The following is a 23,303-nucleotide window of genomic DNA, read 5'->3' on the forward strand; positions in this document are numbered from 1 at the left end:
CGTCTTCTTTTCCTCCGAACAAGCCCCGACATGTTCAGACCTCTCTTCGTATTTATTGGCACGCGTTATACCCGTGCAAAGCGTCGCAATCATTTTGTGTCGTTCATTTCCCTGACCTCGATGATCGGTCTCGCCCTGGGCGTGGTCGTGATGATTGTGGTGCTGTCGGTGATGAACGGCTTCGATCATGAGATGCGCACCCGCGTGCTGGGCATGGTGCCCCACGCGACCATCGAGGGCGACGCGCCCATCAGTGACTGGCAAAGCCTGGCCGCCAAGGTCAAGCAGAACCCCAAGGTGCTGGCCGTTGCGCCGTTTACCCAGATGCAGGGCCTGCTGACCAATGACGGCAAGGTGCAGAAAATCCTGCTCAATGCGGTCGACCCGGCCCAGGAGCGCAACGTCTCGATCATCGACAAGTTCATGTTGCAGGGCAAACTCGACGATCTGGCGCCCGGCAGCTTCGGCATCGTCATCGGCGACAAGGCCGCTGCCAAGCTTGGTGTGGGCGTCGGCGACAAGCTGACCTTCGTTGCGCCGGAGGTCACCGTGACCCCGGCCGGCATGTTCCCGCGCATGAAGCGTTTTACCGTGGTCGGCACCTTCCACGTCGGCGCCGGCGAGATCGACGGCTACCTCGGCTTGACCAACCTCACGGACCTGGCGCGCCTGCATCGCTGGCAGCCGGACCAGGTGCAGGGCCTGCGCCTGAAGTTCAACGACCTGTTCGAGGCACCGCGCGGCGCCTGGGAAATCGCCCAGCATCTGGGCGAATCGCAGTATTACGCCCGCGACTGGACCCGTACCCACGGCAACCTGTACCAGGCCATCCGCATGGAAAAAGCCATGATTGGCCTGTTGTTGCTGCTGATCGTCGCTGTGGCCGCCTTCAACATCATTTCCACGCTGGTGATGGTGGTGAATGACAAGAAGGGCGACATCGCCATCCTGCGCACCCTCGGCGCCACGCCGGGGCAGATCATGGCGATCTTCATGGTGCAAGGCACGGTGATCGGCGTGGTCGGCACCCTGATCGGCACCGCCTTGGGGATTCTGGCCGCACTGAATGTCAGCGCCGCCATCGCCTTGCTTGAAAAAGTGCTCGGCCACAAGTTTCTCAACGCCGATGTCTACTTCATCGACTACTTGCCGTCCCAGGTTCAGGCCCAGGACGTGTTGATGGTGGGCGGCGCCGCGTTGGTCCTGAGTTTCCTTGCCACCCTGTATCCAGCCTGGCGCGCGGCACGCACCCAGCCAGCACAGGCATTACGTTATGAGTGAATCGGGCATGAGTGAAAAAGCAATCCTGAGCTGCCGCAACCTGGGCAAATCCTACGAGGAAGGCCCGGAATCCGTGGTGGTGCTGGCCAACCTGCAGCTTGAACTCCATCCAGGCGAGCGCGTGGCGATCGTCGGCAGTTCCGGTTCCGGCAAAAGTACCTTGCTCAACCTGTTGGGCGGCCTTGATACGCCGTCCCAGGGCAGCGTGTGGCTGGCCGGTGAAGAGCTGTCCGCCTTGAATGAAAAGGCCCGCGGCCAACTGCGCAACCGTTCGCTGGGTTTCGTGTATCAATTCCACCACCTGTTGCCGGAATTCACCGCCCTGGAAAACGTGTGCATGCCGCTGTTGATCGGCAAGACCGCGATCCCGGAGGCGCGCCAGCGTGCCACGGCCTTGCTGGAGCGCGTCGGCCTGGGCCATCGCCTGGAGCACAAACCGGCCGAGTTGTCCGGCGGCGAGCGCCAGCGCGTGGCGATCGCCCGTGCCCTGGTGAACAACCCAGGGCTGGTGATGCTCGATGAGCCCACCGGTAACCTCGACTCCCACACGGCCCAGGGCATCAAGGACTTGATGCTGGAACTGAGCACCCAGATGCGCACCGCGTTCCTGGTGGTGACCCATGACATGAGCATGGCCCGTCAGATGGACCGAGTACTGCACTTGCAGGAAGGTCATCTGGTCGCTATCTGACCTGTTGCAAGCCCGTTTTTTTGAAACCGGGCTTTTTCATTTTTTCAACGGTGCCCGCGAATGTTCAGACCGTTATCGATTTTCATCGGCACGCGCTATACCCGCGCCAAGCGCCGCAACCGTTTTGTCTCGTTTATCTCGATGACCTCGATGATCGGCCTCGCCCTGGGCGTGTTGGCGATGATCGTGGTGCTTTCGGTGATGAACGGCTTCCAGCGCGAAATGAGCTCGCGCATCCTCGGCATGGTGCCCCACGCCACCATCGTGGGGGTGAACCCGATCGATGACTGGCAGCCGGTGGCCGCCGCTGCAATGAAGAACCCGCAGGTCACAGCAGCGGTACCGTTCACCCAGATGGACGGTATGTTCTCCTACAAGGGCGCGATGCAGCCGATTGAGATCAACGGCGTCGACCCGGCCCAGGAAGGCAAGGTGTCGATCGTGGCCCAGCATATCGTGCGCGGCAAACTGGAAGACTTGAAAGCCGGTGAGTTTGGCGTGGTGATCGGCGACATCACCGCGCGCCGCTTTCGCCTGAACGTGGGCGACAAACTGACGTTGATCGTTCCGGAAATCAGCACCGCGCCGGGAGGCATCACCCCGCGCATGCAGCGTTTGAACGTGGTGGGTATCTTCAAGGTGGGCGCCGAGCTGGACGGCTCCATGGCCTTGATCAACAAGGCCGATGCGGCCGAAATCCAGCATTGGCAACCCAACCAGGTGCAGAGCGTACGTCTGGCAGTGACAGACCTGTACGCGGCACCCAAGGTCTCGGCCGATATCGCCGCCAGCCTCGGCGCGGCGTATAAGGCGGACGACTGGACCCACACCCAGGGCAGCCTGTTCAGCGCGATGAAAATGGAAAAGACCATGATCGGCCTGCTGTTGCTGATGATCGTCGCGGTGGCCGCGTTCAACATCATTGCCACCTTGATCATGGTGGTGAACGACAAGGGCGCGGACATCGCGATCCTGCGCACCATCGGCGCCACGCCACGCCAGATCATGGCGATCTTCATGGTGCAGGGCACGGTGATCGGCGTTGTCGGTACCCTGATCGGCGGCGTGCTGGGGGTGATTGCGGCGCTGAACGTAAGCGAACTGGTGGGCTGGCTGGAGCGGGTGAGCGGGCAACATATCTTCAGCTCGGATGTGTACTTCGTCAGCAACCTGCCGTCCGAACTGCAAGGTGGGGATGTGTTGCTGATTTGCTCGGCGGGGTTTGTGTTGAGCTTTCTGGCGACCATTTACCCGGCGTATCGGGCTGCGAAGATCGAGCCGGCGCATGCCCTCAGGTATTCGTAGTATTTGAGACCGCTATCGGGGGCAAGCCCCCTCCCACACTTGGAATGCATTTCAAATGTGGGAGGGGGCTTGCTCCCGATAGGGCTGGCCCAGCCTGCATCAATCCCCCTGGGACAACTCGATCACAAACCGCGTCCACCCCACCCCGGACTCACAAAAAATCCGCCCCCCATGCGCCCGCACTATCGACTGGGTAATCGCCAACCCCAGCCCCGCGTGTTCGCTGCTGCCTTCATGGCGCGCCGGGTCGGCCCGGTAGAACCGATCGAACAACCGCGGTAACAACTGCGCTGGAATGCCTTCCCCGGTGTTCTCAATCGTGAGTGTCACGCCGTCCACCATGCGTACCCGCACTTCGCCGCCCGCTGGCGTAAATCGCAGCGCGTTATCGAGCAGGTTCGACAGCGCCCGACGCAACATACCGCGATCACCCATCGTATGGGCTGTGCCTTCTCGCACCAGGCTGACGTGGGCGTCTTCAGCCAGCAACGCAAAAAACTCCAACAACGCCTCCACTTCATCGGCCAGCGCCAAAGGTTCGCGCTTGGGCACCAGCAAACCGTGATCGGCCTTGGCCAGGTGCAGCATGTCGTTCACCAACTGCGCCATCCACTGCAGTTCCTCCAGGTTGCTGTGCAGCGCTTCGCGGTAGTCCTCCAAGGGGCGCGGCTGGGTCAGGATGACCTGGGTCTGGGTCAGCAGGTTCGACAGCGGTGTGCGCAACTCGTGGGCGATATCGGCGGAGAAGGCCGAGAGGCGCTGGAACGCATCGTCCAGCCGGCCCAGCATGGCATTGAAGGTTTGGGCCAGCTCCGCCAGTTCTGCTGGCATTTGCTGTTGCGGCAAGCGTTGCGTCAGGGAATGCGCGGACACGCCGGCGGCGACTTCAGCCATGCGCCGCAATGGCCGCAACCCGCTGCGCGCCGCCCAGGCGCCGAGCAGTGCGGTGGCCAGGGCCGACAGGCCGACGGTCAGCCAGATCAAGCGCTGCATGCGTTGCAGGAAATGCTGGTGGTGGGTGATGTCGAGTATCAGGGTCAATTGCGCCGAGCCGGGTTGGCCAGGGTTCAGCGGCGCGTTATACACCCGGTAGGCGGTGCCAGCGTTCTGCAGGCTATGCAGGCCGGGGGCCTCGGGCAACGCCACGCCCGGCGCATCGTCAAGCCAGCGCTGGCCGGCCGCCGTGATGCGCAAGGCGAGGTCGGGTTGATGGCTGAGGTCGGCGCGCAGTTGGGGTTCGCGCTGGGCGAACGCGTGCGGCGAGTCGACCCCCTGCAACGTGCTGCGCAGCGCCACGAGTTTGCTGTCCAATTGCTGCTGGTCCAGCTCGATGAAGTGCGCCTCGCTGGCATGGTTGAACAGCACGCCGGCCAGCAGCGAGACCACGGCGGTGCAGGCGGCAAACAGCAGCGCCAGGCGGCTGGCGAGGGACAAACGCTTGATCAAGTGAAGCGCTCCTCGAGTACATAGCCCATGCCGCGCACGGTGTGGATCAGCTTGTTGGGAAAGGCGTCGTCGACTTTCAGGCGCAGGCGGCGGATCGCCACTTCGATGATGTTAGTGTCGCTGTCGAAATTCATATCCCACACCTGCGAGGCGATCAGGGATTTGGGCAGCACTTCGCCCTGGCGGCGCAGCAGCAGCTCCAGCAGGGCGAACTCCTTGGCGGTGAGGTCGATACGCTGGCCGCTGCGCTCGACGCGGCGACGGATCAGGTCCAGGCGCAGGTCGGCCAGTTGCAGGCTGGTTTCCTGCGGTGCACTGCTGCCGCGCCGTAACAGGCTGCGTACGCGGGCGAGCAGTTCGGAAAAGGCGAAGGGCTTGACCAGGTAATCGTCGGCGCCCAGCTCCAGGCCGTGCACGCGGTCCGCCACCGCGTCGCGCGCGGTTAGGAACAACACCGGAATGTCCAGGCCGGCACTGCGCACCGCTTGCAGGATTTGCCAGCCGTCGCGACCGGGCAGCATCACATCGAGGATCAATAAGTCATAGTCGCCAGTCAGCGCCAGGTGTTGCCCGCTGATACCGTCGGCCACCAGTTCGGTGGTGAACCCGGCTTCGGCCAGGCCCTGGCGCAGATAGTGGCCGGTTTTCGGTTGGTCTTCGACAATCAGCAGTTTCATGGGCGACTCTTGGCAGCGGTGGGCGCCGGACTTTATACCGCGGGCTCCCAGGTAAAGGGGTAACCTGACAAAGTTGTAATCTAGCAGTCAGTTGGCTGGCAGCGAGGCCCTCTTAAAGTGCTGGCCAAGCGAGTCACCCATTTGGAGAGTCAAAGATGGCGTTGCGTACACCTGTGTTCCTGGCGGGCTGCCTGTTGGCCCTGAGTTTCGATGCCGTCGCCGATGGGGCCCACACCTATGCTTTCGGCCAGCCGGCCACTGCGGACAAGGCCACACGCACGGTTGAAGTGACCCTGCAGGACATTTCTTTTTCGCCCAAGTCCCTTGACGTCAAGGCCGGTGAGACGGTGCGCTTTGTGCTGGTCAATAAAGGCCGGTTGCTGCATGAGTTCAACCTCGGCGACGCGGCCATGCATGCCGAACACCAGAAGGAAATGTTACAGATGCAGGCCAGCGGCATGCTTACGGCCACCGGTATGGGAGAAATGGACCACAGTAAAATGGACCATGGCGCGATGAAGCACGATGATCCGAACAGTGTGCTGGTCGAGCCCGGCAAAACCGCCGAGCTGACCTGGAAGTTCTCCAAAGCCACTGACCTTGAGTTCGCCTGCAATCTTCCCGGGCATTACCAGGCGGGCATGGTCGGCAAACTGACCGTTGAGTAAGGCGTTCCTTAAGGGCGCGGGCAAAGGCTGGTAGACTTGTGCGGTTTATTTAGCCAGGTTTCCGCCATGCATCCCGCAGCCGAACATTCGCCGCTGGGCAAGTCCAGTGAATACATCTCCACTTATACCCCTTCGTTGCTGTTCCCGATCCCTCGCGCCGCCAAGTGGGCCGAGCTGGGCCTGAGCGCCGAGACCCTGCCTTACAAGGGCGTGGATTTCTGGAACTGCTTCGAACTGTCCTGGTTGCTGCCGTCCGGTAAACCGGTGGTGGCCATCGGTGAGTTCAGCATCCCGGCCGACTCGCCGAACATCATCGAGTCCAAGTCCTTCAAGCTGTACCTCAACTCGTTGAACCAGACCGCGTTTGCCGATACGCCGAGTCTGGAAGCCACCTTGCGCGCCGACCTCAGTGCCGCCGCCGGCAAACCGGTGAGCGTGCGCATTCGCAGCCTGGCCGAGATCGAGGCTGAGGGTGTGATGGCGTTGCCGGGTGTGTGCATCGATGATCTGGATATCAACGTCAGCAGCTACGAGCACCCGCGTCCGGAATTGTTGCGCTGTGACGATTCGCGGGTGGTGGAGGAGAGCGTGCACAGCCACCTGCTCAAATCCAACTGCCCAGTCACCAGCCAGCCCGATTGGGGCAGCGTGGTGGTGGAGTACCGTGGCGCGGCGCTGGATCACGCCAGCCTGCTGGAATACCTGGTGAGCTTTCGCCAGCACTCGGACTTCCATGAGCAGTGCGTGGAACGCATCTTCCTGGACCTGCAGCGCTTGCTCAAACCGGCGAAGTTGACCGTGTATGCGCGGTATGTGCGGCGGGGCGGGTTGGATATCAACCCGTATCGCAGCACCGAAGAGGTGGCGTTCCAGAACGTACGCCTGGCGCGCCAGTAAGCCTGCGCACCATACCCAATGTGGGAGGGGGCTTGCTCCCGATAGCAGAGGTTCAGGCACAGATGCTGTGACTGACACTCTGCTATCGGGAGCAAGCCCCCTCCCACATTTTGCTTTTGCGCCGGACTTGGGTTCAGATTAGATCCCGATATTGCCCAGGGTGATCATGATATTGCGCAAGGTCCCGGAAATGACCGGGTGCTCAGCGTCGAACTCTATGGCCGCTTGATTCACATCGTCGGAAATGCTCGGCGTTTGGGTGGCCGGTTCCAATTCAAGTTGCACTTCGAACTTGGCAATCAACTCCTCCAACGCTTCACGTTTTTCAGGCGACAGCGGTGGCTCCTGTTCCAACTGCCCACGCAGGATCTCGATCTGCTCTTCCAGCTTTTTGCGATCAGGCATGACGTTCTTCCTTTTATCGATAGTCACTGGCATAGACCGCGGCACGCCGGGAAAGGTCTACGAACTGACCTGTAGATTAATCCACTGCGGCCAACCGTGCATGATCCTTGTCAGGGCTTCTCGCCTTTGAGCCGGCGCAGGCGGATGTCGGCCAGGCAGGTGCCGAGTTCACCGAGGTGATCGATCACTGAGTGCACGCCTAATCCATAGAGCGCCACGGTGGCCTTGCCGCGCTTGTGCTCGCGTTCCTTGTCGCTCAGTGCTTGCCACTGCTGCGGCGCGACGCCGCACAGGGAGCCGCAGGACGCCAGGCCGATGGTCCACAAGCCGGCATTCAGGCCCGATTGCAGCAGTCGCGGCTCGCCGCTGACCAGCACGCAACCGTCCAGGCGTGTGATATTCAGCTCCATCAAGGCCTCCCAGCAGGCATGGGGCGCCGGCCAGCGGATGGCGGAGGGCGAGGCGGCCTTGAGCCAGGCGGGCAGGGTGGCGGCCAGTGACGTAGTGATCGAGGGCGGCAATTCATCCAGCCAGGCGCAGGGCACGCCTTGTTCCTTCAGGCTGCGCAGAATTTTCAGGGCCCCGGGTGTGGTCTGGGAATCGGGGGAAGGGGAGTCGCTGCGCGCCTGGGAACCGAAATCCACCAGGCAGCCACTCAAACCAAACAACACGGCAGTCAACGCGGGGGCAGTGGTGACGGCTATCTCGGCATGCGGCATCTGAACGTCCCTGAAATAGTTACAACGCTATCGGGATGGCATGACAAGTGGATGACACAGGTGGGTATTTGTAGGAATTTTGTCCAAATCATGAAAGTCGTTTCCTTGCGAGTGCCTAAATCGACACTTCCGTCATATACTGACGGCCTTATTCAGGGCATAGCGCCCATGACAGACTATTCAAGGAGCAAAAGCTATGCGCTGGAGCCAGTACTTCGCTCAGCTATCGGTGTGTGCCACCGTCCTGTTGGCCCCGTTCGCCGCCCAAGCAGCGACCGAAGACGACCCATGGGAAAGCGTCAACCGCCCGATCTTCACCTTCAACGACACCGTTGACACCTACGCCCTCAAGCCAATCGCCCAAGGCTATCAGTTCGTCACCCCGCAATTCGTGCAGGACGGCGTTCACAACTTCTTCCGCAACATCGGCGATGTCGGCAACCTGGCCAACAACGTCCTGCAGCTCAAGCCTCACAATGCTGGCGTCGACACGGCTCGCCTGTTGGTCAACACCACATTCGGCGTACTGGGCTTCATCGATGTCGGCACCAAAATGGGGCTGCAGCGTAGCGATGAAGACTTCGGCCAGACCCTCGGCTACTGGGGCGTCGGCAGCGGTCCCTACGTGATGATCCCATTGCTGGGCCCAAGCACCTTGCGCGATGCGCCGTCCAAATACGTGGACAGCTACACCCAACCGTACCGTTACATGAACGATATCGGCTGGCGCAACAGCACCTTCGGCCTGAACGTGGTCGACACCCGTGCCAGCCTGCTCGACAGCGAAAAGCTGATCAGCGGCGACAAGTACACCTTTATCCGAAACGCCTACCTGCAGAACCGTGAGTTCAAGGTCAAGGACGGCAAGGTCGTCGACGACTTTTAAGCTGAGACGTTTTGAAATGAAAAAGGCGACCTTTGAACGGTCGCCTTTTTTGTGCGCGCTTATCAGCGCATCTTCAAGATCTTGAGGCCCAGGTGCTGCTCATCGCCGGCAGCCTTGGTCCACACCACCTCGGTATCGGCCTCAAGGCCCTTGAGTGCAGCGTGCTCTGAATCGATGCGCACGGTGAGCAGGTCGCCCACGCTGAACTGGCGAGGGGCCTGCACCTGCATGCCGGAGCTGGACAGGTCCAGGCACACCCCTTCGATCTCCTGGCCAGCGTGGATCAAGGACACATCGGCATCCACACGCATGCGGATGAAGTCACGTTTTTCGGCGTAGTCGCGCTCGTGTTCGCTCACTGAGTCCATCCTTACTTTGCGTTGTGGTGATGAGCGTTCTTATAACTCCCGGTGATTTGCGGTGTAAAGACGCCCGGCGACCATCGGCATGAGCTTGAAACCCCTCACGGATGGGAGTACCGTCTGCGCCTTAGAAGGGCACCTCTGCTTTACCGTTGTGCATGGGCGAAATCCCAATGCTTTGTAGGACAGAGAGGCTAGAAAGCGAATCCAGTACGTGAGCACGGCCATTGCCGCGCCGCCTACGCCAACCTAATTCTGGCGCCGTTTGCCCACATGCAAAAAACCAGTGCCACGCTGCTGATAATCGATGACGACGAAGTAGTGCGCGCGAGCCTCGCGGCCTATTTGGAAGACAGTGGCTTCAGCGTCCTGCAGGCCAGCAACGGCCAACAGGGTCTCCAGGTATTCGAGCGCGACAAGCCCGACCTTGTGATCTGCGACTTGCGCATGCCCCAAATGGGCGGCCTCGAGCTGATTCGCCAGGTGACCGAGCGTGCTCCGCAGACGCCGGTGATTGTCGTGTCCGGTGCCGGGGTCATGAATGACGCCGTTGAAGCCCTGCGCCTGGGCGCCGCCGATTACCTGATCAAGCCCCTGGAAGACCTGGCCGTGCTGGAGCACTCGGTGCGCCGCGCCCTGGACCGTGCCCGGCTGTTGCTGGAAAACCAGCGCTACCGCGAAAAACTCGAGACCGCCAACCGCGAGCTCGAAGCCAGCCTGAACCTGCTCCAGGAAGACCAGAACGCCGGTCGCCAGGTGCAGATGAACATGCTGCCGGTCAGTCCGTGGACCATTGACGAATTCAAGTTTGCCCACCAGATCATCCCGTCGCTGTACCTGTCGGGTGATTTCGTCGACTATTTCCGAGTGGATGAGCGGCGTGTGGCGTTCTACCTGGCCGACGTGTCCGGCCACGGTGCGTCCTCAGCGTTCGTCACCGTGTTGTTGAAGTTCATGACGACGCGGTTGCTGTTCGAGTCCAAGCGCAACGGTACCTTGCCCGAGTTCACCCCCTCCGAGGTGCTGGGCCACATCAACCGGGGCCTGATCAGCTGTAAGCTGGGCAAGCACGTGACGATGGTCGGCGGCGTGATTGATGAAGAAACCGGTCTTTTGACCTACAGCATTGGCGGTCACCTGCCGATGCCGGTTCTATACACTCCTGACAGTGTGCGTTACCTGGAAGGGCGTGGCCTGCCGGTGGGCTTGTTCAATGAAGCCACCTACGAAGACCACATCCTGGAACTGCCGCCGACTTTCAGCCTGACGCTGATGTCCGACGGTATCCTGGACCTTCTTCCAGAGCCTACACTCAAAGAGAAAGAAGCCGCCTTGCCCCAAAAGGTCAAGTCGGCGGGCGGCAGCCTGGATGGTCTGCGGCAGGTTTTTGGATTGGCCACGCTAGGGGAGATGCCGGATGATATCGCCCTATTGGTGTTGAGCAGGAATCTTTGATGAGTACCGGAAGAATCCAATTCGCCGAGCAAGACGGGACCTTCGTCCTGAAATTTGTCGGTGAAGTGCGCCTGACCTTGTGTTCGGCGCTGGATGCGACGATTGAGCGGATCTTCACAGCGCTGAACTTCTCGGCGATCGTGATCGATCTGACCGAAACCCGCAGCATCGATAGCACCACCCTGGGCCTGCTGGCCAAGTTGTCCATTCTGTCTCGGCAGAAGGTGGGCCTGTTGCCGACCGTCGTCACCACCCACGAAGACATCACCCGGCTGCTGCAGTCCATGGGCTTCGACCAGGTGTTCAACATCGTTGACCGCCCGATCCCCTGCCCGGAATGCCTGACCGACCTGCCTTCACAGGATCAGTCCGAGGAAGTCGTACGGGTCAAGGTCCTGGAAGCGCACAAGATCCTGATGGGCTTGAACGAGTCCAACCGCGAAGCCTTCCACGACCTCGTCAACGCCCTGGAACGCCACTGATCCTCAATTGAAATGCGGTCAAATGTGGGAGGGGGCTTGCCCCGGTACAAACCGGGGACATCGTTTACATTTCTAACCGGGGACATGGTTTACAGGTTAATACGCATGATCAGGAGGTAACTGATCATGCCCTGGAACCAAGAGTCTCCGATGAATCAACGAATCAGACTGGTCGCTGACTGGCTTTCTGGTAACTACACCAAAAGCCAGCTGGCGCGCCGCTTTAACGTAAGTCGGCCTACCGTCGACAAATGGATCGGCCGGCACAATGGCGATTTAAAGTCTTTAGCCGAACTGTCCCGATGCCCTCACAACAGCCCCAATAAAACCGACGATGAAATCCTGGCCCGTGTGGTGGCGATGAAGGAGGCGCACGATAAATGGGGTCCGAAGAAGCTTCTCGAGCTATTGCGACTTGAAGATCCCTCCATCGCCTGGCCTTCCCCAAGTACAGCAGGCCAATGGCTTGATCGACTTGGGCTCGTCCAAAAGCGGCGCTTCAAGCGCAGACACGGTACTTCCCCTGTAGCAATGCGCGAGGCCAACGAACCTAACCAGACATGGTGCGCCGACTACAAAGGGCAATTCAAAATGCATAACGCGCAGATGTGCTTCCCTTTGACCATCACAGACCACGCGTCCCGGATGATTTTGGCGTGCAGGGCTCATTCAAAGATCAAGACTGAACCTGTTAAACACGCCTTTGAGAGACTGTTTGAGGAGTACGGCATGCCCGAAGTTATTCGGTCGGACAACGGTGTTCCGTTTGCCTCTCCTGGCCTGGCAAGAATGTCCACGCTGGCAGTTTGGTGGATACGTCTGGGCATCTATCCGGAGCGCACCATGCCAGGAAGACCGGCCCAAAATGGTCGCCATGAGCGGATGCACCGTAGCTTGAAACTGGAGCTGCCCTTAGGAGAAAACTTAATCGAGGAGCAGCTTTTGCTGGAGCATTTCAGGCATGAGTTCAATTACGTGCGCCCTCATGAAGCGCTCGGTATGAAGCGTCCAGGGGACGTGTATGTGCCGTCTACCCGGATTTACCCAGGATGCTTGCCGGATGTGGAGTATCCGTCCGAAATGAAGGTTCGAAGCGTCAGACAGGACGGGTCGATCAAGTGGAACGGCAAGTTGGTATTTATCAGCGAGGCGCTGTCAGGGGAGCAGATAGGGCTTAAAGAGGCTGAGGATGATGTTTGGGATTTGTACTTGTGTGATTATCCCCTGGGAAGGCTTGGGCGAGGTATGACCCGCGTCCAAGCCTCAAATGTGTAAACGATGTCCCCGGTTTCAGATGTAAACGATGTCTACGGTTCTACACCCCGATAGCGGTGGGTCAGTTATGAATAAGCTGACTGACACTCTGCCATCGGGGGCAAGCCCCCTCCCACAATGGATCTGTGCCTGGCTTGAAATTGGCAGCACAAAAAAGGGCGGCACCCGCCAAGGTGCCGCCCTTTTTGCCGCCTGCGCTTTTACAGCTTGGCCGACAACAACGCCTCCAGCTTCTCTTGATCACGAGCAAACTGGCGAATCCCCTCCGCCAGCTTCTCAGTCGCCATGGCATCTTCGTTGGATTCCCAACGGAACTGCGCTTCAGTCATATGCACCCGCGCTTCACCTGCGTGCCCTGGCGCCAACTTGCGTTCCAGCTTGCCTTCATCCGCCGCCAGCTTCTCCAGCAAGTCCGGGCTGATGGTCAGGCGATCACACCCGGCCAACTCCTCGATCTGGCTCAGGTTACGGAAGCTCGCACCCATCACCACGGTCTTGTAGCCATTGGCTTTGTAGTAGTTGTAGATGCGCGTCACCGACTGCACGCCCGGGTCATCGGAACCGGTGTAGTCGTTGCCGTTGGCCTTCTTGTACCAATCGTAGATACGGCCCACGAACGGCGAAATCAGGAACACACCTGCTTCAGCGCACGCCACGGCCTGGGCGAAGGAGAACAGCAACGTCAGGTTGGTCTGGATGCCTTCTTTTTCCAGTTTTTCCGCTGCGCGGATACCTTCCCAGGTGGACGCGATCTTGATCAGCACACGGTCACGGCTAACGCCGGCCTTGTCGTACAGATCGATCAGACGGTGCGCACGCTTGAGGATCGCTTCTTCGTCAAACGATAGACGGGCGTCCACCTCAGTGGAAATACGGCCCGGTACGACTTTAAGGATCTCCTGGCCAACCGCCACTGCGAAACGGTCACTGGCCAGGCCCACGTCGCCGTTGCAGTCCTGCACACATTCATCCAGCAGCTTGGCGTAGCCTGCGATCGACGAAGCCTTGAGCAGCAGGGAAGGGTTAGTGGTCGCGTCTTGCGGCTTGAGCTTGGCGAGGGTAGAAAAATCGCCGGTATCGGCTACGACGGTGGTGAATTGCTTGAGTTGTTCCAGCTTGGAAGTCATGGGCGTGCTCTGTCCTGTGGGTCTGATGACATTACCCGAGCGCTGGCAGGCGCTCAAGGGCGCAAATGCGTTAGGTCGTTTGCGAGGGCAACAACCTGAAAACCGCCGTATGAATGGCGGTCGTACTGCTCAATAGGAGGGCAAAACCGCCGCCAGGTTCAACCCAACTGCCCGATAGCGCCTTCATAGCCGCACACCGCACCAAATGTGGGAGGGGGCTTGCCCCCGATAGCAATGTATCAGCCAATCCAAAACTAACTGACCCGCTGCAAGCCAACCAGTCACCGCCCTTCCAACAACTCCCCAGCCTGATCCAGCAACGCCAACGGATCCGCCGCCTTATGAATATCCACCGACAACAACTGCCTGAACCTGCGCGCCCCCGGAAAACCAGTGCCCAACCCCAACACATGCCGAGTAATGTGATGCATCGTCCCACCACTGGCCAAATGCTCAGCAATATAAGGCCGCAACTGCGCCAACGCCTCCGCCCGGCTAATCACCGGCGCCTCACTGCCAAACAAGCGCTGATCCACCTGCGCCAACAGATATGGATTGTGATAAGCCTCCCGCCCCAGCATCACCCCGTCAAACGTCTGCAAATGCTCCTGACACTGCTCCAACGTCTTGATCCCACCGTTGAGAATAAACTCAAGCTCCGGGAAATCCTGCTTCAACTTCGCCGCGACGTCATACCGCAACGGCGGAATGTCCCGATTCTCCTTCGGCGACAACCCCTCCAGAATCGCAATCCGCGCATGCACGGTAAAACTGGTGCAGCCCGCTTCCTTCACCGTGCCAACAAAATCACACAGCTCGGCATAACTGTCCCGGCCATTGATGCCGATACGGTGCTTGACCGTCACCGGAATCGACACCGCATCGCGCATCGCCTTCACGCAATCGGCTACCAGCGCAGGGTGAGCCATCAGGATCGCGCCGATCATGTTGTTCTGCACCCGGTCGCTGGGGCAGCCGACGTTCAGGTTCACTTCGTCGTAACCGGCTGCTTCGGCCATACGCGCACAGGCGGCCAGATCGGCGGGGACACTGCCGCCTAATTGCAACGCCAACGGGTGCTCGGCATCGCTGTGGCGCAGGAAGCGCTCGTGATCGCCATGGAGGATCGCGCCGGTGGTGACCATCTCGGTGTAGAGCAGGGCGTGTTTGGAGAGCAAGCGCAGGAAGTACCGGCAGTGGCGGTCGGTCCAATCCATCATGGGTGCAACACTAAAGCGCCGAGACAGTGCGGGGCTTGATACTGCTGGGCTAAAGCTCTGTTTATCTAGCATTTTACTCAACGTGTTCTGGGCATGTTTTGGGGCGTTTTCCGGCGTTTTTAAAGCCTCGGTGGTACGATGTACCACTCAGAAACGGATGCGTACCACTTTCTATATGGCGACTATCAGGGCAAGAAAACTGGCAGATGGGACGGTGAGCTACACGGCTCAGATCCGCATCAAGCGCGACGGAGTGCAAGTCTATCAAGAGAGCCAGACCTTCGCCCGAAAACAGGCCGCTCAGGCTTGGGCACGTAAGCGCGAGACGGAGCTGGATGAGCCAGGTGCGATTGAGCGGGCAAGCCGCAAGTGCGCCACGGTTAAGGAGATGAATGCTCAGTATTTGGTCGAGGTGGAAAAGGCCCGACCACTGGGCAAGACCAAGCGCGCGACGCTAACAGCAATCGGCGAGACATACTTGGGCCAGTTGGCCGATACAGAAATCAACACCCAGGCCCTGGTCGACTTTGCCTTATGGCGAATGAGCAAGGAGGGCGGTGGGGTTCAGCCACAAACCGCCGGCAATGACCTGGCGCACCTCGGCGCTGTACTGGCGATTGCCAAAGACGCGTGGGGATACCAGGTCGATCCGCTCGCGATGGGCGGCGCTCGGCGGGTACTGAGGAAGCTCGGTTACAACCTGAAAAGTCGCGAACGTGACCGCCGGCCGACGCTGGACGAGCTGGGAAAGGTGCTGCAGCACTATGAGGACATGCAAGCGAGGCGTCCGACTGTCACCAATATGATGAAGGTCGTGGGTTTCGCCCTGTTCTCCACGCGTCGGCTGGATGAGATAACCCGTATACGCTGGGCGGACGTTGACGAGCCTGGTCAGCGGGTGCTGGTGCGCGACATGAAAAACCCTGGGCAGAAGATCGGCAACGATGTGTGGTGCTATCTGCCGGACGAGGCGTGGCACATTCTCCAGACAATGCCGAAAGCCGGCGAAGACATATTCCCTTACAGCCCTGAGTCAATTTCCACGTCTTGGGCAAAAGCCTGCAAGTTTCTGGAAATTGCAGATCTGCACTTTCACGATCTACGCCACGAAGGTATCAGTCGCCTTTTTGAGATGGATTGGGATATCCCGCGAGTGGCGAGTGTTTCCGGCCATCGGGATTGGAATTCGATGCGGCGGTACACCCACCTGCGTGGCAAGGGGGACCGCTATTTGGGATGGGAGTGGCACCAAAAGATATTGAGGGCGCCCGTCCAACTGGGCGCCGCGTCAATGAAGTGGCTCAAACGACGTGTTTTAACCCGTTGATCTGGTTGTGCTCTTTAACTGCGGCTGCGCGTTGCAGGTCCAAGTACGCGGCCAGGTCGATGAGGTGGACGCCCTTGGCTGACTTCTGGCTGAGCTCCAGGCGGGTGATGGGCAATTTGATCTGACCGCTCATCACCTTGCGCTGGAACATGTCTGGTGTGAGGTGGGTAAAGTAATCCCGGCAGAGCTGTTCCAGCGAGATAATCGCCTGGCCATCGTATTGGGCCATCAGGATAAAGGCTGTATTCATCGGATCTCTCCAAACAGAGACAGGCGATTCAAATGGTGTCGTAGCGAGGTGTGGTAGCCTCTGCCATGTCGCTTTGGGGTTGATTCACTTGCATGGTGGTTCTCCTTTTGATGGCAGGTGTCGGGGAGTTGGCGCTCCTCGACACCATCTTTCAGGCCGATTTGGCCTGGTCTTGCTCAATGATCGTTATGACTTCGTCTCTGTCTTTCGCATAAGCGAAGGGCAGTTCGCCTCCTGGGCGAGTGACGGGGTAGCGCGACTCCGGCAACCGGCAAAGCGCGACGGTGTAGCCGTTGTCGGTAACCCAGCAGTTCTGCTGGATTTGCCCGTCCCTATTGCGTTTCGGCGCCCATTTCATGCCCACGCCCTTATCAATTCTTCCCAGATGGCATCTCCGTTGGGGATATACGTGTGCACTTCTTGCTCCGGCGAGTAGTCCAGTTGCAGCACCGCCAGGCAGTCGTCGAACAGTGCGGTGTCGAGGCCGCGCAGGCTGGTCAGGACAAAGGGGTAGTCGCGGCCGTTGTAGAGCCCGAGCAGAAAGCGACCGATCACGGCGCTCTGGCCTGTATCGCGCTGGGCGACAGGGACCAGCCGGGCCAGCGCTTCAATACCGGCCTTGCGGATGGCAGGGCGCTTGGCTTCGAACTCCTGCAGTTGCTGGAACCAGTTGGGTTGCTGTTTTTGGGCAGACGTAGTCATGCGGGTTCTCCTTTCGAAGGCCGGGTCAGTAGGGGATGGTGTCGAAGAAGGCGATGTCGTGAACCAACTTCCTGGTCTCAAGCTGAAGGCGCTGCGGAACCGCGAGAAGATTGCAGAGCAGGTCAACCAGACAGATCATCTGTGCACAGTTGAGGGCTGTGCGCCCGTTGAGGTCCGTCCCGTATTTACGAGTGAGCTGGCCTTGATATGCGGGTAAAAAAGCCTTGAGACTGCTGCAAATCCATTCACCAGACTGCGCAATCTCGATACCGAACGCACTTGCCTCAGCTGCGTCGACGTTGCCAATGGCTTCCGGCCGGATTCTTGGCGTATGGGCGTCGTGAGCTGAGAGATCGACCGTCACCATTCTGCTGGTCACCGCATCACTGCATTCCAGCCGTTGGTTGGCGGTTATCACCAAAGCCCCGCGGAATGTCACTTCCTCACTCATGCCATCCCCCGAGCGAACGCTCACCCTGCCGGAGCTGAAAAGCGGCTTCAATTCGTCCCAGTCAATGGATTGGCCTACCTCGCCTTGTTCCTCACAAATCACAATCCGTTGCCCTGCGCTGGCAAACGTGCGCGCACGCCCGGCTGGAGTGGAATGCCCCAGGAAGTTGGAATAAGGCGTTTGCCCGTTCAGCTTTTGGAGGTAGCCCAGCAGCAAACTCTTGCCGCTGCCGGCGGCGCCGACGATCTGCAGGAATGGGAAGCTGGTCTGGTCCTCACGAATTCGGCCCGCATGCACCGCTCCCATCCACCAGGCCATAGCCAGTACCCCGCGCGCGCCGAAGTAGGCGACAAAGTCGTTGAAGCGAATGGCCGATTTGAGTTCGTTTTGCATGGTGCTGCTCCTGTTGTTGCGGTGGTTAAACGCCCTGGAATACCCAGCAGCGAATGGTTTTCGGTTTGTCGAAGGCGTCGACCTGGCGCGCCGAGTTGACGGGCTTGTTCGATTCCAGAAATTTGGGTGACTTGCTCGTCTTAAGCAGGCGTTTCAGGTCGCTCAGCGGCGGCACTTGCTGGCGTTTATTAGCGGCCATTTCCACAAACTCGTTGAGGTTCACGGCGATCAGCCCATCGCGGCGCGCATGGTTCAACGCGGCTTTCTCGTCCATGCCATTGAGGAATTCGTACAGGTCCCAAAACTCGCGCACGGTCGGGTGGTCGGCGTTGATTGCCTGCTGCCGCTCCAAGGCCATACGGTTGATTTCAGCGTGCGCAAGTGCCTTACGGCGGTCTCCCAGCGGCACGACGCCGGCCAGTGCGTCCACCAGGCTGCGCAACTGGGCGTGGTTCTTGGCGATACGCACGGTGCGCACGCCAGGCAAGGCCAGCAGCTCCTGTTCGTAGCCGGAGGTGTTTTCTTCCATCAGCCGCATGGTTTCGCTTTCGCGCTGCAGCGCCTTGACCAGGAAGCCGCTGATGCTGTCCATCGGCATGCGCTCCAGCTGCTCGGCGTACTGCTTGGTCTCTGGCGTGTGGTGCTCACGTGTCAGGTGGACGTGGCAGATACGCTGCAGGATTGGTTCCGAGGCGTTCACCGGGTTGTTCTGCGCGATCAGCAGGGCGGCGCGAAACGGCGGTTCGTGGGTGTCGTTGCCGTTGTTTTTCACACCGGTGGAGCGGACGCTACGGCCGTTGTAGGCGGTTTTCAGTTCGTCCCAGTCGAAGTGTTTAACCGGTTGGCCTTCCTTCTGTTCACGCTCTGACTCGATCAACACCACCGGTAGGTTGCTGACCTGCGAAAAGTTGCGCGCGCGGCTTGCGGCGGTCGCCTTCGACGGGTCAAAGCCTTCGTAATCAGTACGCCCGACCGACTTCCAGAGCAGCTCTACCAGGGTGGTCTTGCCCGAACCGGCTTCACCCACCAGCTCCAGGAACATCAGTGACTTGTGGATCTGGCGGATCTGCTCGGCGTGCAATGCGCCCAACCACCAGGCCAGCACCACCAGGCCCTGTACGCCAAAGCAGCGCCAATAGATGTCGAACCAACCTTCGTTGTAGGCGTTGAGGTCGGTGTTGATGTGCAGCACCGGTGACTGGCTCTGCGACTTGATGCTCAGCTTGCCGAGGTCGAAAAAGTCTTCCTTGTTGCGTACCTGCGCTTTGCCGCCGTAGAAGGCCAGGTCGTTGAAGACATAGGCGCCGTGGTCGCGGCTGTAGCCGATCCATTCGATGGTGTTGACGGTTTTGAGGTTGTCGAGCTGAGGCGCAAGAATTCGTTTGAGCTGCTGGGCGCTGCCCTCAAACATTGCGCCGTTGGAGACGTTGAGCAGGCGGTTAGCGAACTCAGGTGCCGACGTGAGCTGCTTGGCCGTGAACGTGCTCTTGATGGCGGGCCCCTGCGGGCGCTCGATGCGGAAGTAGTACCAAGCCTCGTCGGTCAGGTCATTGCGCATGTAATACAGCGCTTGGAAGTTGCAGTTGGCGATACTGGTCACTGAGCCCGACTGGCGCAGTGCCTTGTAGCGCCGCTGTTCATCAGTGAGCAACTGGTCTTCATGTCGCTCAGAGCTTTCCAGATCGCTCATCGCGCGGTCGTACTTATCAATGTCCAGCCGAAACCAGTACAGACGCTTGCGGAACGTGAAGTTGAATTCTTTGCGCTCGTCGCGCAGGTAAATGAGAAAACCTTTCTCCTCAGCAGAATCAGCCAGCAGCAGGTCGCCGTGGTGGCGTGCTTCATCAAGGTCCTGCTCGATCTGCTCGGCGCGCTTATCATCGCCTTCGATCGACTTCCACCGCAGGTGCAAGTCGTTCCAATCAACCTTCTTGCCATTGGGCTGGGGGATCACTGCCGCCTTGCAGATGAAGCCCAGATCGCGAGCTTCCTTCGCCCAGCGGCGCATGTTGGCCTTGGCAACTGGCTCGTTATCAAGCGCCCAAACCAGCACCGGCAGGCGCTTGTCCGCGTCGTGGCGCAGCTTGACCAGGGCCTTTAGCGAATCAATTGGGCACGGCGCGCTGGACATCATCGACACGGCCGATACGTCGTTGTGCACCAAAGCGATAGAGTCAAAGATGCCTTCGACTATATACAGCTCGTCCCCTTCCAGAAGGTCCACGCTCGGCGGGCACCACCAGACGCCTTTGTAACCGGGCTGGCCTTCGCCAGTCGGCCGGAAGCGCGCTTTCATCTTGCCGAACCGGTCCGGCCGATCTATCAAACGCTCCCAGTAACCGCCTTTCTCAAGGGGGAAACGCACCGTGGCGCTGCCGATGTTTTGACGGCCATCCCAATAGTTTTCCTGGCTGAACCAGCCCGTGATCAGCTCAAATTTGAAGCCCCGGGCAAACTCCAGGTAGGCGCGTGCCGTGGCAAGCGGGTTGTCGGGTGTCGATGGAGCGGTCTTGCTCCAGTCGTTGAATAGGTCGTCATAGACGTCTTTGACGTAGACGCGGTGGTCGCATTTCTCTGGCCGTCCGCAGATCAGCGTCCAGGGAGAGTCGTAGAACGTGTACAGGGTCTCCTGGCGGCAGGCCGGGCAAACACCCTTACGCATGTAGTTGGTGTTGGCCATGTGCTTGAGCTGGTAGTCCCGCTCAATGCGTTGGATGACGTCGGCGCGCAGCCTTTGTTCCATTTCCATCGTGGCTTACTTCGCTTCGTCGAGACTGTGTTTAAGGGCGCCAATCAGGCTTTTACGTGCGGCCATCGCGGGGAAGGCCACTAGCAACGAGCCGTGCCGCAAACCCTCGGGGATCAGGCGAAAGCGGTCGTCATACCAATGCTCGTTGAGCAGCACCGCGTATTGCGCACGTAGCTCAACGAGCAGTGCCTCAGCGTGGTCGCGGGGCAGTTTTGCGGTGATGGCGATGTCGATTTCCATGGTCCACCTCGGATTGCGGGCAAAGCTCACCCAAACCCATTGGGAATGGGGCAGGGCGGGTGTTTAAAGGGAAGCGTTACTGAGGGTGTGGCTTGTGTACGGTGCTGCGCTGGTCGAGCAGTTTCTGCGGCAGAAACCGAGCCGAAACCGGGAAGCGTTGGTCCGCGAGAACATCCACCAGGTGGACACGGGTGCTGTCCGACCCGCTCGCCCAATCGACGCCAATCCAACGGCGCTTTTTGATCACCTGCAGTTCTGTCCAGGCGTTGTGGACAAGTTTCGGTGCCATGAACACGGGCACTTCCAACGCAAGTGTCAGGTGGCGAATGCAGCGATCGAACAACAGATCGGAATCCACCAGGTGTTCTGCCTCATGGCGTTGCAGGTATGCGAAAGCAGCGTGTTGCATGCTGCTGCGGTAGTCATGAGTTTGTTGATCAAGGTTCATCACGCACGCTCCATTTCCAGTTGGTCCAGCAGATCGGGTTGATCGTTTTTCGACTTGAGGTTCTGACGGGCAAGGAGTCGAACTTTGGTCGGCGCCGTGGGCAAAACCGTCAGGGGCCGCTCAATGCCCGACGGGCTGAGCTGATACTCCCAAACCAACGAGCCGGAGAAGGTGGCGCCGCAGAGCAAGTTGGTGCATTCCGAGTACATCGAGCGGAAGCAGGGTGTCTGCCCCTCGGAGGTACGGATGCGCATGGAACTGTTGCAGCAAGGGCACACCAGCTTGTATGTACTCACTAAACGGCTCCCTGGCTGTAAAGCTGGATGGTTGCAAAGACTTCGGCGTACCGGGCTGACATGTAGGTGATCAGGGCGGCGACAATCGCGTCGGCCTCACGCTTTTCGATCACCCCGTCATCCAGCGCCGCAGCCATGATCTGGTCGACTTTGCCCCGCTGAGCCGACGCTTTGAGCGAGCGGCTGTACAACTCGACGTTGTCCAAGGTGTCCGGGAGGCTCAGGGGCACGAACATGCCGCCGTACATGGATGCGATGTAGTCGGCCAGGAACGTGGTACCGGCGACTTGCTCCAGACGGTGAATGTGTTCGTCGGTCAGCGGGCGACTGCCGGCATTCTCGTAGGCCTGGTTGTCGAACTTCTTAAGCGGCATGCCGAGGTCAGCCGAGGCGTACTGCCGACCGCCAGGGTAGGCGCCGATGACGGCCATAACGACGCTCTTTCTGCTGTCTAGAACTGGGCGTTTCATCTTCTGGTTTCCCCTTGGAGCCAGAGGCCCTAATTTGCAATCTCGCCGTCTTTGATGCCGAGCAGTACGGCAGCGCGGTGAGCTTCACCGCGCAAGCACTTCTTCTGTCCGTTCAAAACCGCGTAGACCGTCGATGGGTTGAATTCATGTTCTTCGGCCCAGTCTTTGGCTGATATCCCGAGACGTGCGAGACGGTCACGGGCCTCTTGGCATGCTTGCTCGATGGGGGATGCGTTCGGCATAGTCTCGTTTCGTGTGGTTTCGTGTGATGGCAGGGGAAGAATATTCAACGTGTGTTGAATAGTCAACTCAATAAGGGGTCGTTTTGTTGAATATCGGTGAAAGGCTGAGGGAGGAGCGCGTCCGCTTGGGATTCAATCAAGCGGATTTCGCCGCTATTGCCGGTGTGGCAAAGACCTCTCAGTTCAACTACGAAAAGGGCGATCGAAGTCCTGATGCTGATTACCTCGCCGCTGTTGCGGAAAGAGGTGTGGACATCCTTTACGTCGTCGTTGGTCAGCGGCTACCTGTTGCAGAACCGACGCTGTCTTCTGAGGAAGTTGAGATGGTCGAACAGGTGCGGGCGCTAGACGATGAAGACAAAGGGGCAGTGAAGAGGCTGCTTCGTGCGTTCAATCGAAAACAATAGGGACAGTCGGAATGAATCAAGGAATGAGAGCTTCAATATTTATCGGCGGACTTCTTTTTTCAGTGGTGGTGCACGCTGACGTGAGGGTCAAGACGGTATCGAGTGGGGATTTCGGCGATGCTTGGCCGTTCACTGTCGGCAGCGTCGACCTCATGTGCGACGGCCCGTCACCGAAGGCACTGGCGAGAACGGCTGACGGAACTGTTTACGCACTGAATGGAAGCGCCCGATCCCAGGCTAGGAGTCGCGGTTGGTCAGACGGACAAGACATTACGAAGCAAGATCCGTCCATACCGGCCATTAAGATGGACTACAGCCAGCTCGTACAAATCGCGCAGGAGTTATGCGCTAAGCCTTGATTTCTTTGCTAAAAATTGTGACGGAGGCTGGTGGCATTCCCACACGTACTGAAAATTCCTCGCTCCTCCGGGT

29 protein-coding genes are annotated in these 23,303 nt (G+C 59.3%); 12 read left to right on the forward strand and 17 right to left on the reverse strand.

Translation table 11 applies throughout. The features are described 5' to 3' along the window. The first annotated feature begins 30 nt into the window (after positions 1–30). The 3 genes from C4J84_RS07610 to C4J84_RS07620 are packed head-to-tail and all read left to right on the forward strand — an operon-like array spanning position 31 to position 3,277. Positions 31–1,281 (forward strand): lipoprotein-releasing ABC transporter permease subunit, encoded by a 1,251-nt coding sequence (locus C4J84_RS07610; RefSeq protein ID WP_124366280.1) that lies wholly within the window; start codon positions 31–33, stop codon positions 1,279–1,281. Between the two features lie 7 nt (positions 1,282–1,288). Next, complete coding sequence (gene lolD / locus C4J84_RS07615; RefSeq protein ID WP_164484517.1) at positions 1,289–1,972, forward strand: lipoprotein-releasing ABC transporter ATP-binding protein LolD; 684 nt, start codon at positions 1,289–1,291, stop codon at positions 1,970–1,972. Between the two features lie 60 nt (positions 1,973–2,032). Beyond that, a complete protein-coding gene (locus tag C4J84_RS07620; RefSeq protein ID WP_124366282.1) occupies positions 2,033–3,277 on the forward strand; it encodes a lipoprotein-releasing ABC transporter permease subunit in 1,245 nt (414 codons plus the stop codon). A gap of 99 nt (positions 3,278–3,376) precedes the next feature. Here C4J84_RS07620 and C4J84_RS07625 read toward each other — a convergent pair whose 3' ends face one another. Further along, on the reverse strand, positions 3,377–4,723 hold the full coding sequence (locus C4J84_RS07625; protein WP_124435124.1) for a heavy metal sensor histidine kinase: 1,347 nt from the start codon (positions 4,721–4,723) through the stop codon (positions 3,377–3,379). Further along, a complete protein-coding gene (locus C4J84_RS07630) occupies positions 4,720–5,400 on the reverse strand; it encodes a heavy metal response regulator transcription factor (RefSeq protein ID WP_124370042.1) in 681 nt (226 codons plus the stop codon). The genes C4J84_RS07625 and C4J84_RS07630 overlap by 4 nt, the downstream gene beginning before the upstream one ends. 155 nt (positions 5,401–5,555) lie before the next feature. Between C4J84_RS07630 and C4J84_RS07635 the strand changes: the two genes are divergently transcribed. Then, positions 5,556–6,068, forward strand: coding sequence for a plastocyanin/azurin family copper-binding protein (locus C4J84_RS07635; RefSeq protein WP_124370043.1), 513 nt, complete (start codon positions 5,556–5,558; stop codon positions 6,066–6,068). Positions 6,069–6,134: 66 nt separating this feature from the next. Next, positions 6,135–6,965: an NADPH-dependent 7-cyano-7-deazaguanine reductase QueF gene (gene queF, locus C4J84_RS07640; RefSeq protein WP_124370044.1), complete on the forward strand. Its 831-nt coding sequence runs from the start codon at positions 6,135–6,137 to the stop codon at positions 6,963–6,965. A gap of 138 nt (positions 6,966–7,103) precedes the next feature. Here queF and C4J84_RS07645 read toward each other — a convergent pair whose 3' ends face one another. Then, on the reverse strand, positions 7,104–7,370 hold the full coding sequence (locus C4J84_RS07645; RefSeq protein ID WP_124370045.1) for a DUF4404 family protein: 267 nt from the start codon (positions 7,368–7,370) through the stop codon (positions 7,104–7,106). Between the two features lie 110 nt (positions 7,371–7,480). Next, the gene (locus tag C4J84_RS07650; protein WP_124370046.1) at positions 7,481–8,089 is read right to left on the reverse strand and encodes an HAD family phosphatase; all 609 of its coding nucleotides are present in this window, start codon (positions 8,087–8,089) and stop codon (positions 7,481–7,483) included. Positions 8,090–8,285: 196 nt separating this feature from the next. On the opposite strand from C4J84_RS07650, the gene C4J84_RS07655 reads away from it, so the two are divergent. Beyond that, complete coding sequence (locus C4J84_RS07655; RefSeq protein ID WP_057722960.1) at positions 8,286–8,975, forward strand: VacJ family lipoprotein; 690 nt, start codon at positions 8,286–8,288, stop codon at positions 8,973–8,975. 62 nt (positions 8,976–9,037) lie between these two features. Here C4J84_RS07655 and C4J84_RS07660 read toward each other — a convergent pair whose 3' ends face one another. Continuing rightward, positions 9,038–9,334, reverse strand: coding sequence for a PilZ domain-containing protein (locus C4J84_RS07660; RefSeq protein ID WP_124435125.1), 297 nt, complete (start codon positions 9,332–9,334; stop codon positions 9,038–9,040). A gap of 276 nt (positions 9,335–9,610) precedes the next feature. Here C4J84_RS07660 and rssB point away from each other — a divergent pair, with 276 nt between their 5' ends. The 3 genes from rssB (at position 9,611) to C4J84_RS07680 (ending at position 12,549) form a co-directional block, all read left to right on the forward strand. Continuing rightward, positions 9,611–10,792, forward strand: coding sequence for a two-component system response regulator RssB (gene rssB, locus C4J84_RS07670; protein ID WP_110624244.1), 1,182 nt, complete (start codon positions 9,611–9,613; stop codon positions 10,790–10,792). Next, positions 10,792–11,274 carry an anti-sigma factor antagonist RssC gene (gene rssC, locus C4J84_RS07675; RefSeq protein ID WP_003172602.1) on the forward strand — a complete coding sequence of 161 codons (483 nt, stop codon included), beginning with the start codon at positions 10,792–10,794 and terminating at the stop codon, positions 11,272–11,274. The genes rssB and rssC overlap by 1 nt, the downstream gene beginning before the upstream one ends. 126 nt (positions 11,275–11,400) lie before the next feature. Then, positions 11,401–12,549, forward strand: coding sequence for a DDE-type integrase/transposase/recombinase (locus C4J84_RS07680; protein WP_124435126.1), 1,149 nt, complete (start codon positions 11,401–11,403; stop codon positions 12,547–12,549). 200 nt (positions 12,550–12,749) lie between these two features. On the opposite strand, the gene tal is transcribed toward C4J84_RS07680, so the two are convergent. Beyond that, positions 12,750–13,676 carry a transaldolase gene (gene tal, locus C4J84_RS07685; protein ID WP_124370048.1) on the reverse strand — a complete coding sequence of 309 codons (927 nt, stop codon included), beginning with the start codon at positions 13,674–13,676 and terminating at the stop codon, positions 12,750–12,752. 281 nt (positions 13,677–13,957) lie between these two features. Continuing rightward, entirely contained in the window at positions 13,958–14,968 is a 1,011-nt protein-coding gene (gene dusA / locus C4J84_RS07690; RefSeq protein WP_124436309.1) for a tRNA dihydrouridine(20/20a) synthase DusA, read from the reverse strand. 103 nt (positions 14,969–15,071) lie between these two features. Here dusA and C4J84_RS07695 point away from each other — a divergent pair, with 103 nt between their 5' ends. Continuing rightward, positions 15,072–16,223, forward strand: a complete 1,152-nt coding sequence (locus C4J84_RS07695) for a site-specific integrase (protein WP_124436310.1) — start codon at positions 15,072–15,074, stop codon at positions 16,221–16,223. Here the strand turns inward: C4J84_RS07695 and C4J84_RS07700 are convergent. The 10 genes from C4J84_RS07700 to C4J84_RS07745 form a co-directional block, all read right to left on the reverse strand. Beyond that, positions 16,198–16,473 carry a pyocin activator PrtN family protein gene (locus C4J84_RS07700; protein WP_124435127.1) on the reverse strand — a complete coding sequence of 92 codons (276 nt, stop codon included), beginning with the start codon at positions 16,471–16,473 and terminating at the stop codon, positions 16,198–16,200. The genes C4J84_RS07695 and C4J84_RS07700 overlap by 26 nt on opposite strands. A gap of 151 nt (positions 16,474–16,624) precedes the next feature. Then, positions 16,625–16,831: a hypothetical protein gene (locus C4J84_RS26335; protein WP_124435128.1), complete on the reverse strand. Its 207-nt coding sequence runs from the start codon at positions 16,829–16,831 to the stop codon at positions 16,625–16,627. Next, positions 16,828–17,175 carry a hypothetical protein gene (locus tag C4J84_RS07710; RefSeq protein ID WP_124435129.1) on the reverse strand — a complete coding sequence of 116 codons (348 nt, stop codon included), beginning with the start codon at positions 17,173–17,175 and terminating at the stop codon, positions 16,828–16,830. Before C4J84_RS07710 ends, C4J84_RS26335 begins: the two co-directional genes overlap by 4 nt. Before the next feature lie 25 nt (positions 17,176–17,200). Continuing rightward, entirely contained in the window at positions 17,201–18,019 is an 819-nt protein-coding gene (locus C4J84_RS07715; RefSeq protein WP_124435130.1) for a hypothetical protein, read from the reverse strand. 25 nt (positions 18,020–18,044) lie between these two features. Then, on the reverse strand, positions 18,045–20,762 hold the full coding sequence (locus C4J84_RS07720) for a toprim domain-containing protein (RefSeq protein ID WP_164487824.1): 2,718 nt from the start codon (positions 20,760–20,762) through the stop codon (positions 18,045–18,047). A gap of 12 nt (positions 20,763–20,774) precedes the next feature. Then, positions 20,775–21,008, reverse strand: a complete 234-nt coding sequence (locus tag C4J84_RS07725; protein WP_116079536.1) for a hypothetical protein — start codon at positions 21,006–21,008, stop codon at positions 20,775–20,777. Positions 21,009–21,084: 76 nt separating this feature from the next. Further along, a complete protein-coding gene (locus tag C4J84_RS07730) occupies positions 21,085–21,456 on the reverse strand; it encodes a hypothetical protein (protein ID WP_124435132.1) in 372 nt (123 codons plus the stop codon). Then, positions 21,456–21,752, reverse strand: a complete 297-nt coding sequence (locus C4J84_RS07735; protein WP_057709693.1) for an ogr/Delta-like zinc finger family protein — start codon at positions 21,750–21,752, stop codon at positions 21,456–21,458. The genes C4J84_RS07730 and C4J84_RS07735 overlap by 1 nt, the downstream gene beginning before the upstream one ends. Beyond that, positions 21,752–22,222: a YmfL family putative regulatory protein gene (locus C4J84_RS07740; RefSeq protein ID WP_124435133.1), complete on the reverse strand. Its 471-nt coding sequence runs from the start codon at positions 22,220–22,222 to the stop codon at positions 21,752–21,754. The genes C4J84_RS07735 and C4J84_RS07740 overlap by 1 nt, the downstream gene beginning before the upstream one ends. A gap of 29 nt (positions 22,223–22,251) precedes the next feature. Then, positions 22,252–22,464, reverse strand: coding sequence for a DNA-binding protein (locus C4J84_RS07745; RefSeq protein ID WP_124435134.1), 213 nt, complete (start codon positions 22,462–22,464; stop codon positions 22,252–22,254). Between the two features lie 86 nt (positions 22,465–22,550). Here C4J84_RS07745 and C4J84_RS07750 point away from each other — a divergent pair, with 86 nt between their 5' ends. Next, a complete protein-coding gene (locus C4J84_RS07750) occupies positions 22,551–22,871 on the forward strand; it encodes a helix-turn-helix domain-containing protein (RefSeq protein ID WP_124435135.1) in 321 nt (106 codons plus the stop codon). 23 nt (positions 22,872–22,894) lie between these two features. Then, entirely contained in the window at positions 22,895–23,230 is a 336-nt protein-coding gene (locus tag C4J84_RS26680) for a DUF2511 domain-containing protein (protein WP_354377756.1), read from the forward strand. The last annotated feature ends 73 nt before the right edge of the window (positions 23,231–23,303 follow it).

The organism is Pseudomonas sp. R11-23-07 (assembly GCF_003852295.1).
In the GTDB taxonomy this organism is placed as follows: Bacteria; Pseudomonadota; Gammaproteobacteria; order Pseudomonadales; family Pseudomonadaceae; genus Aquipseudomonas.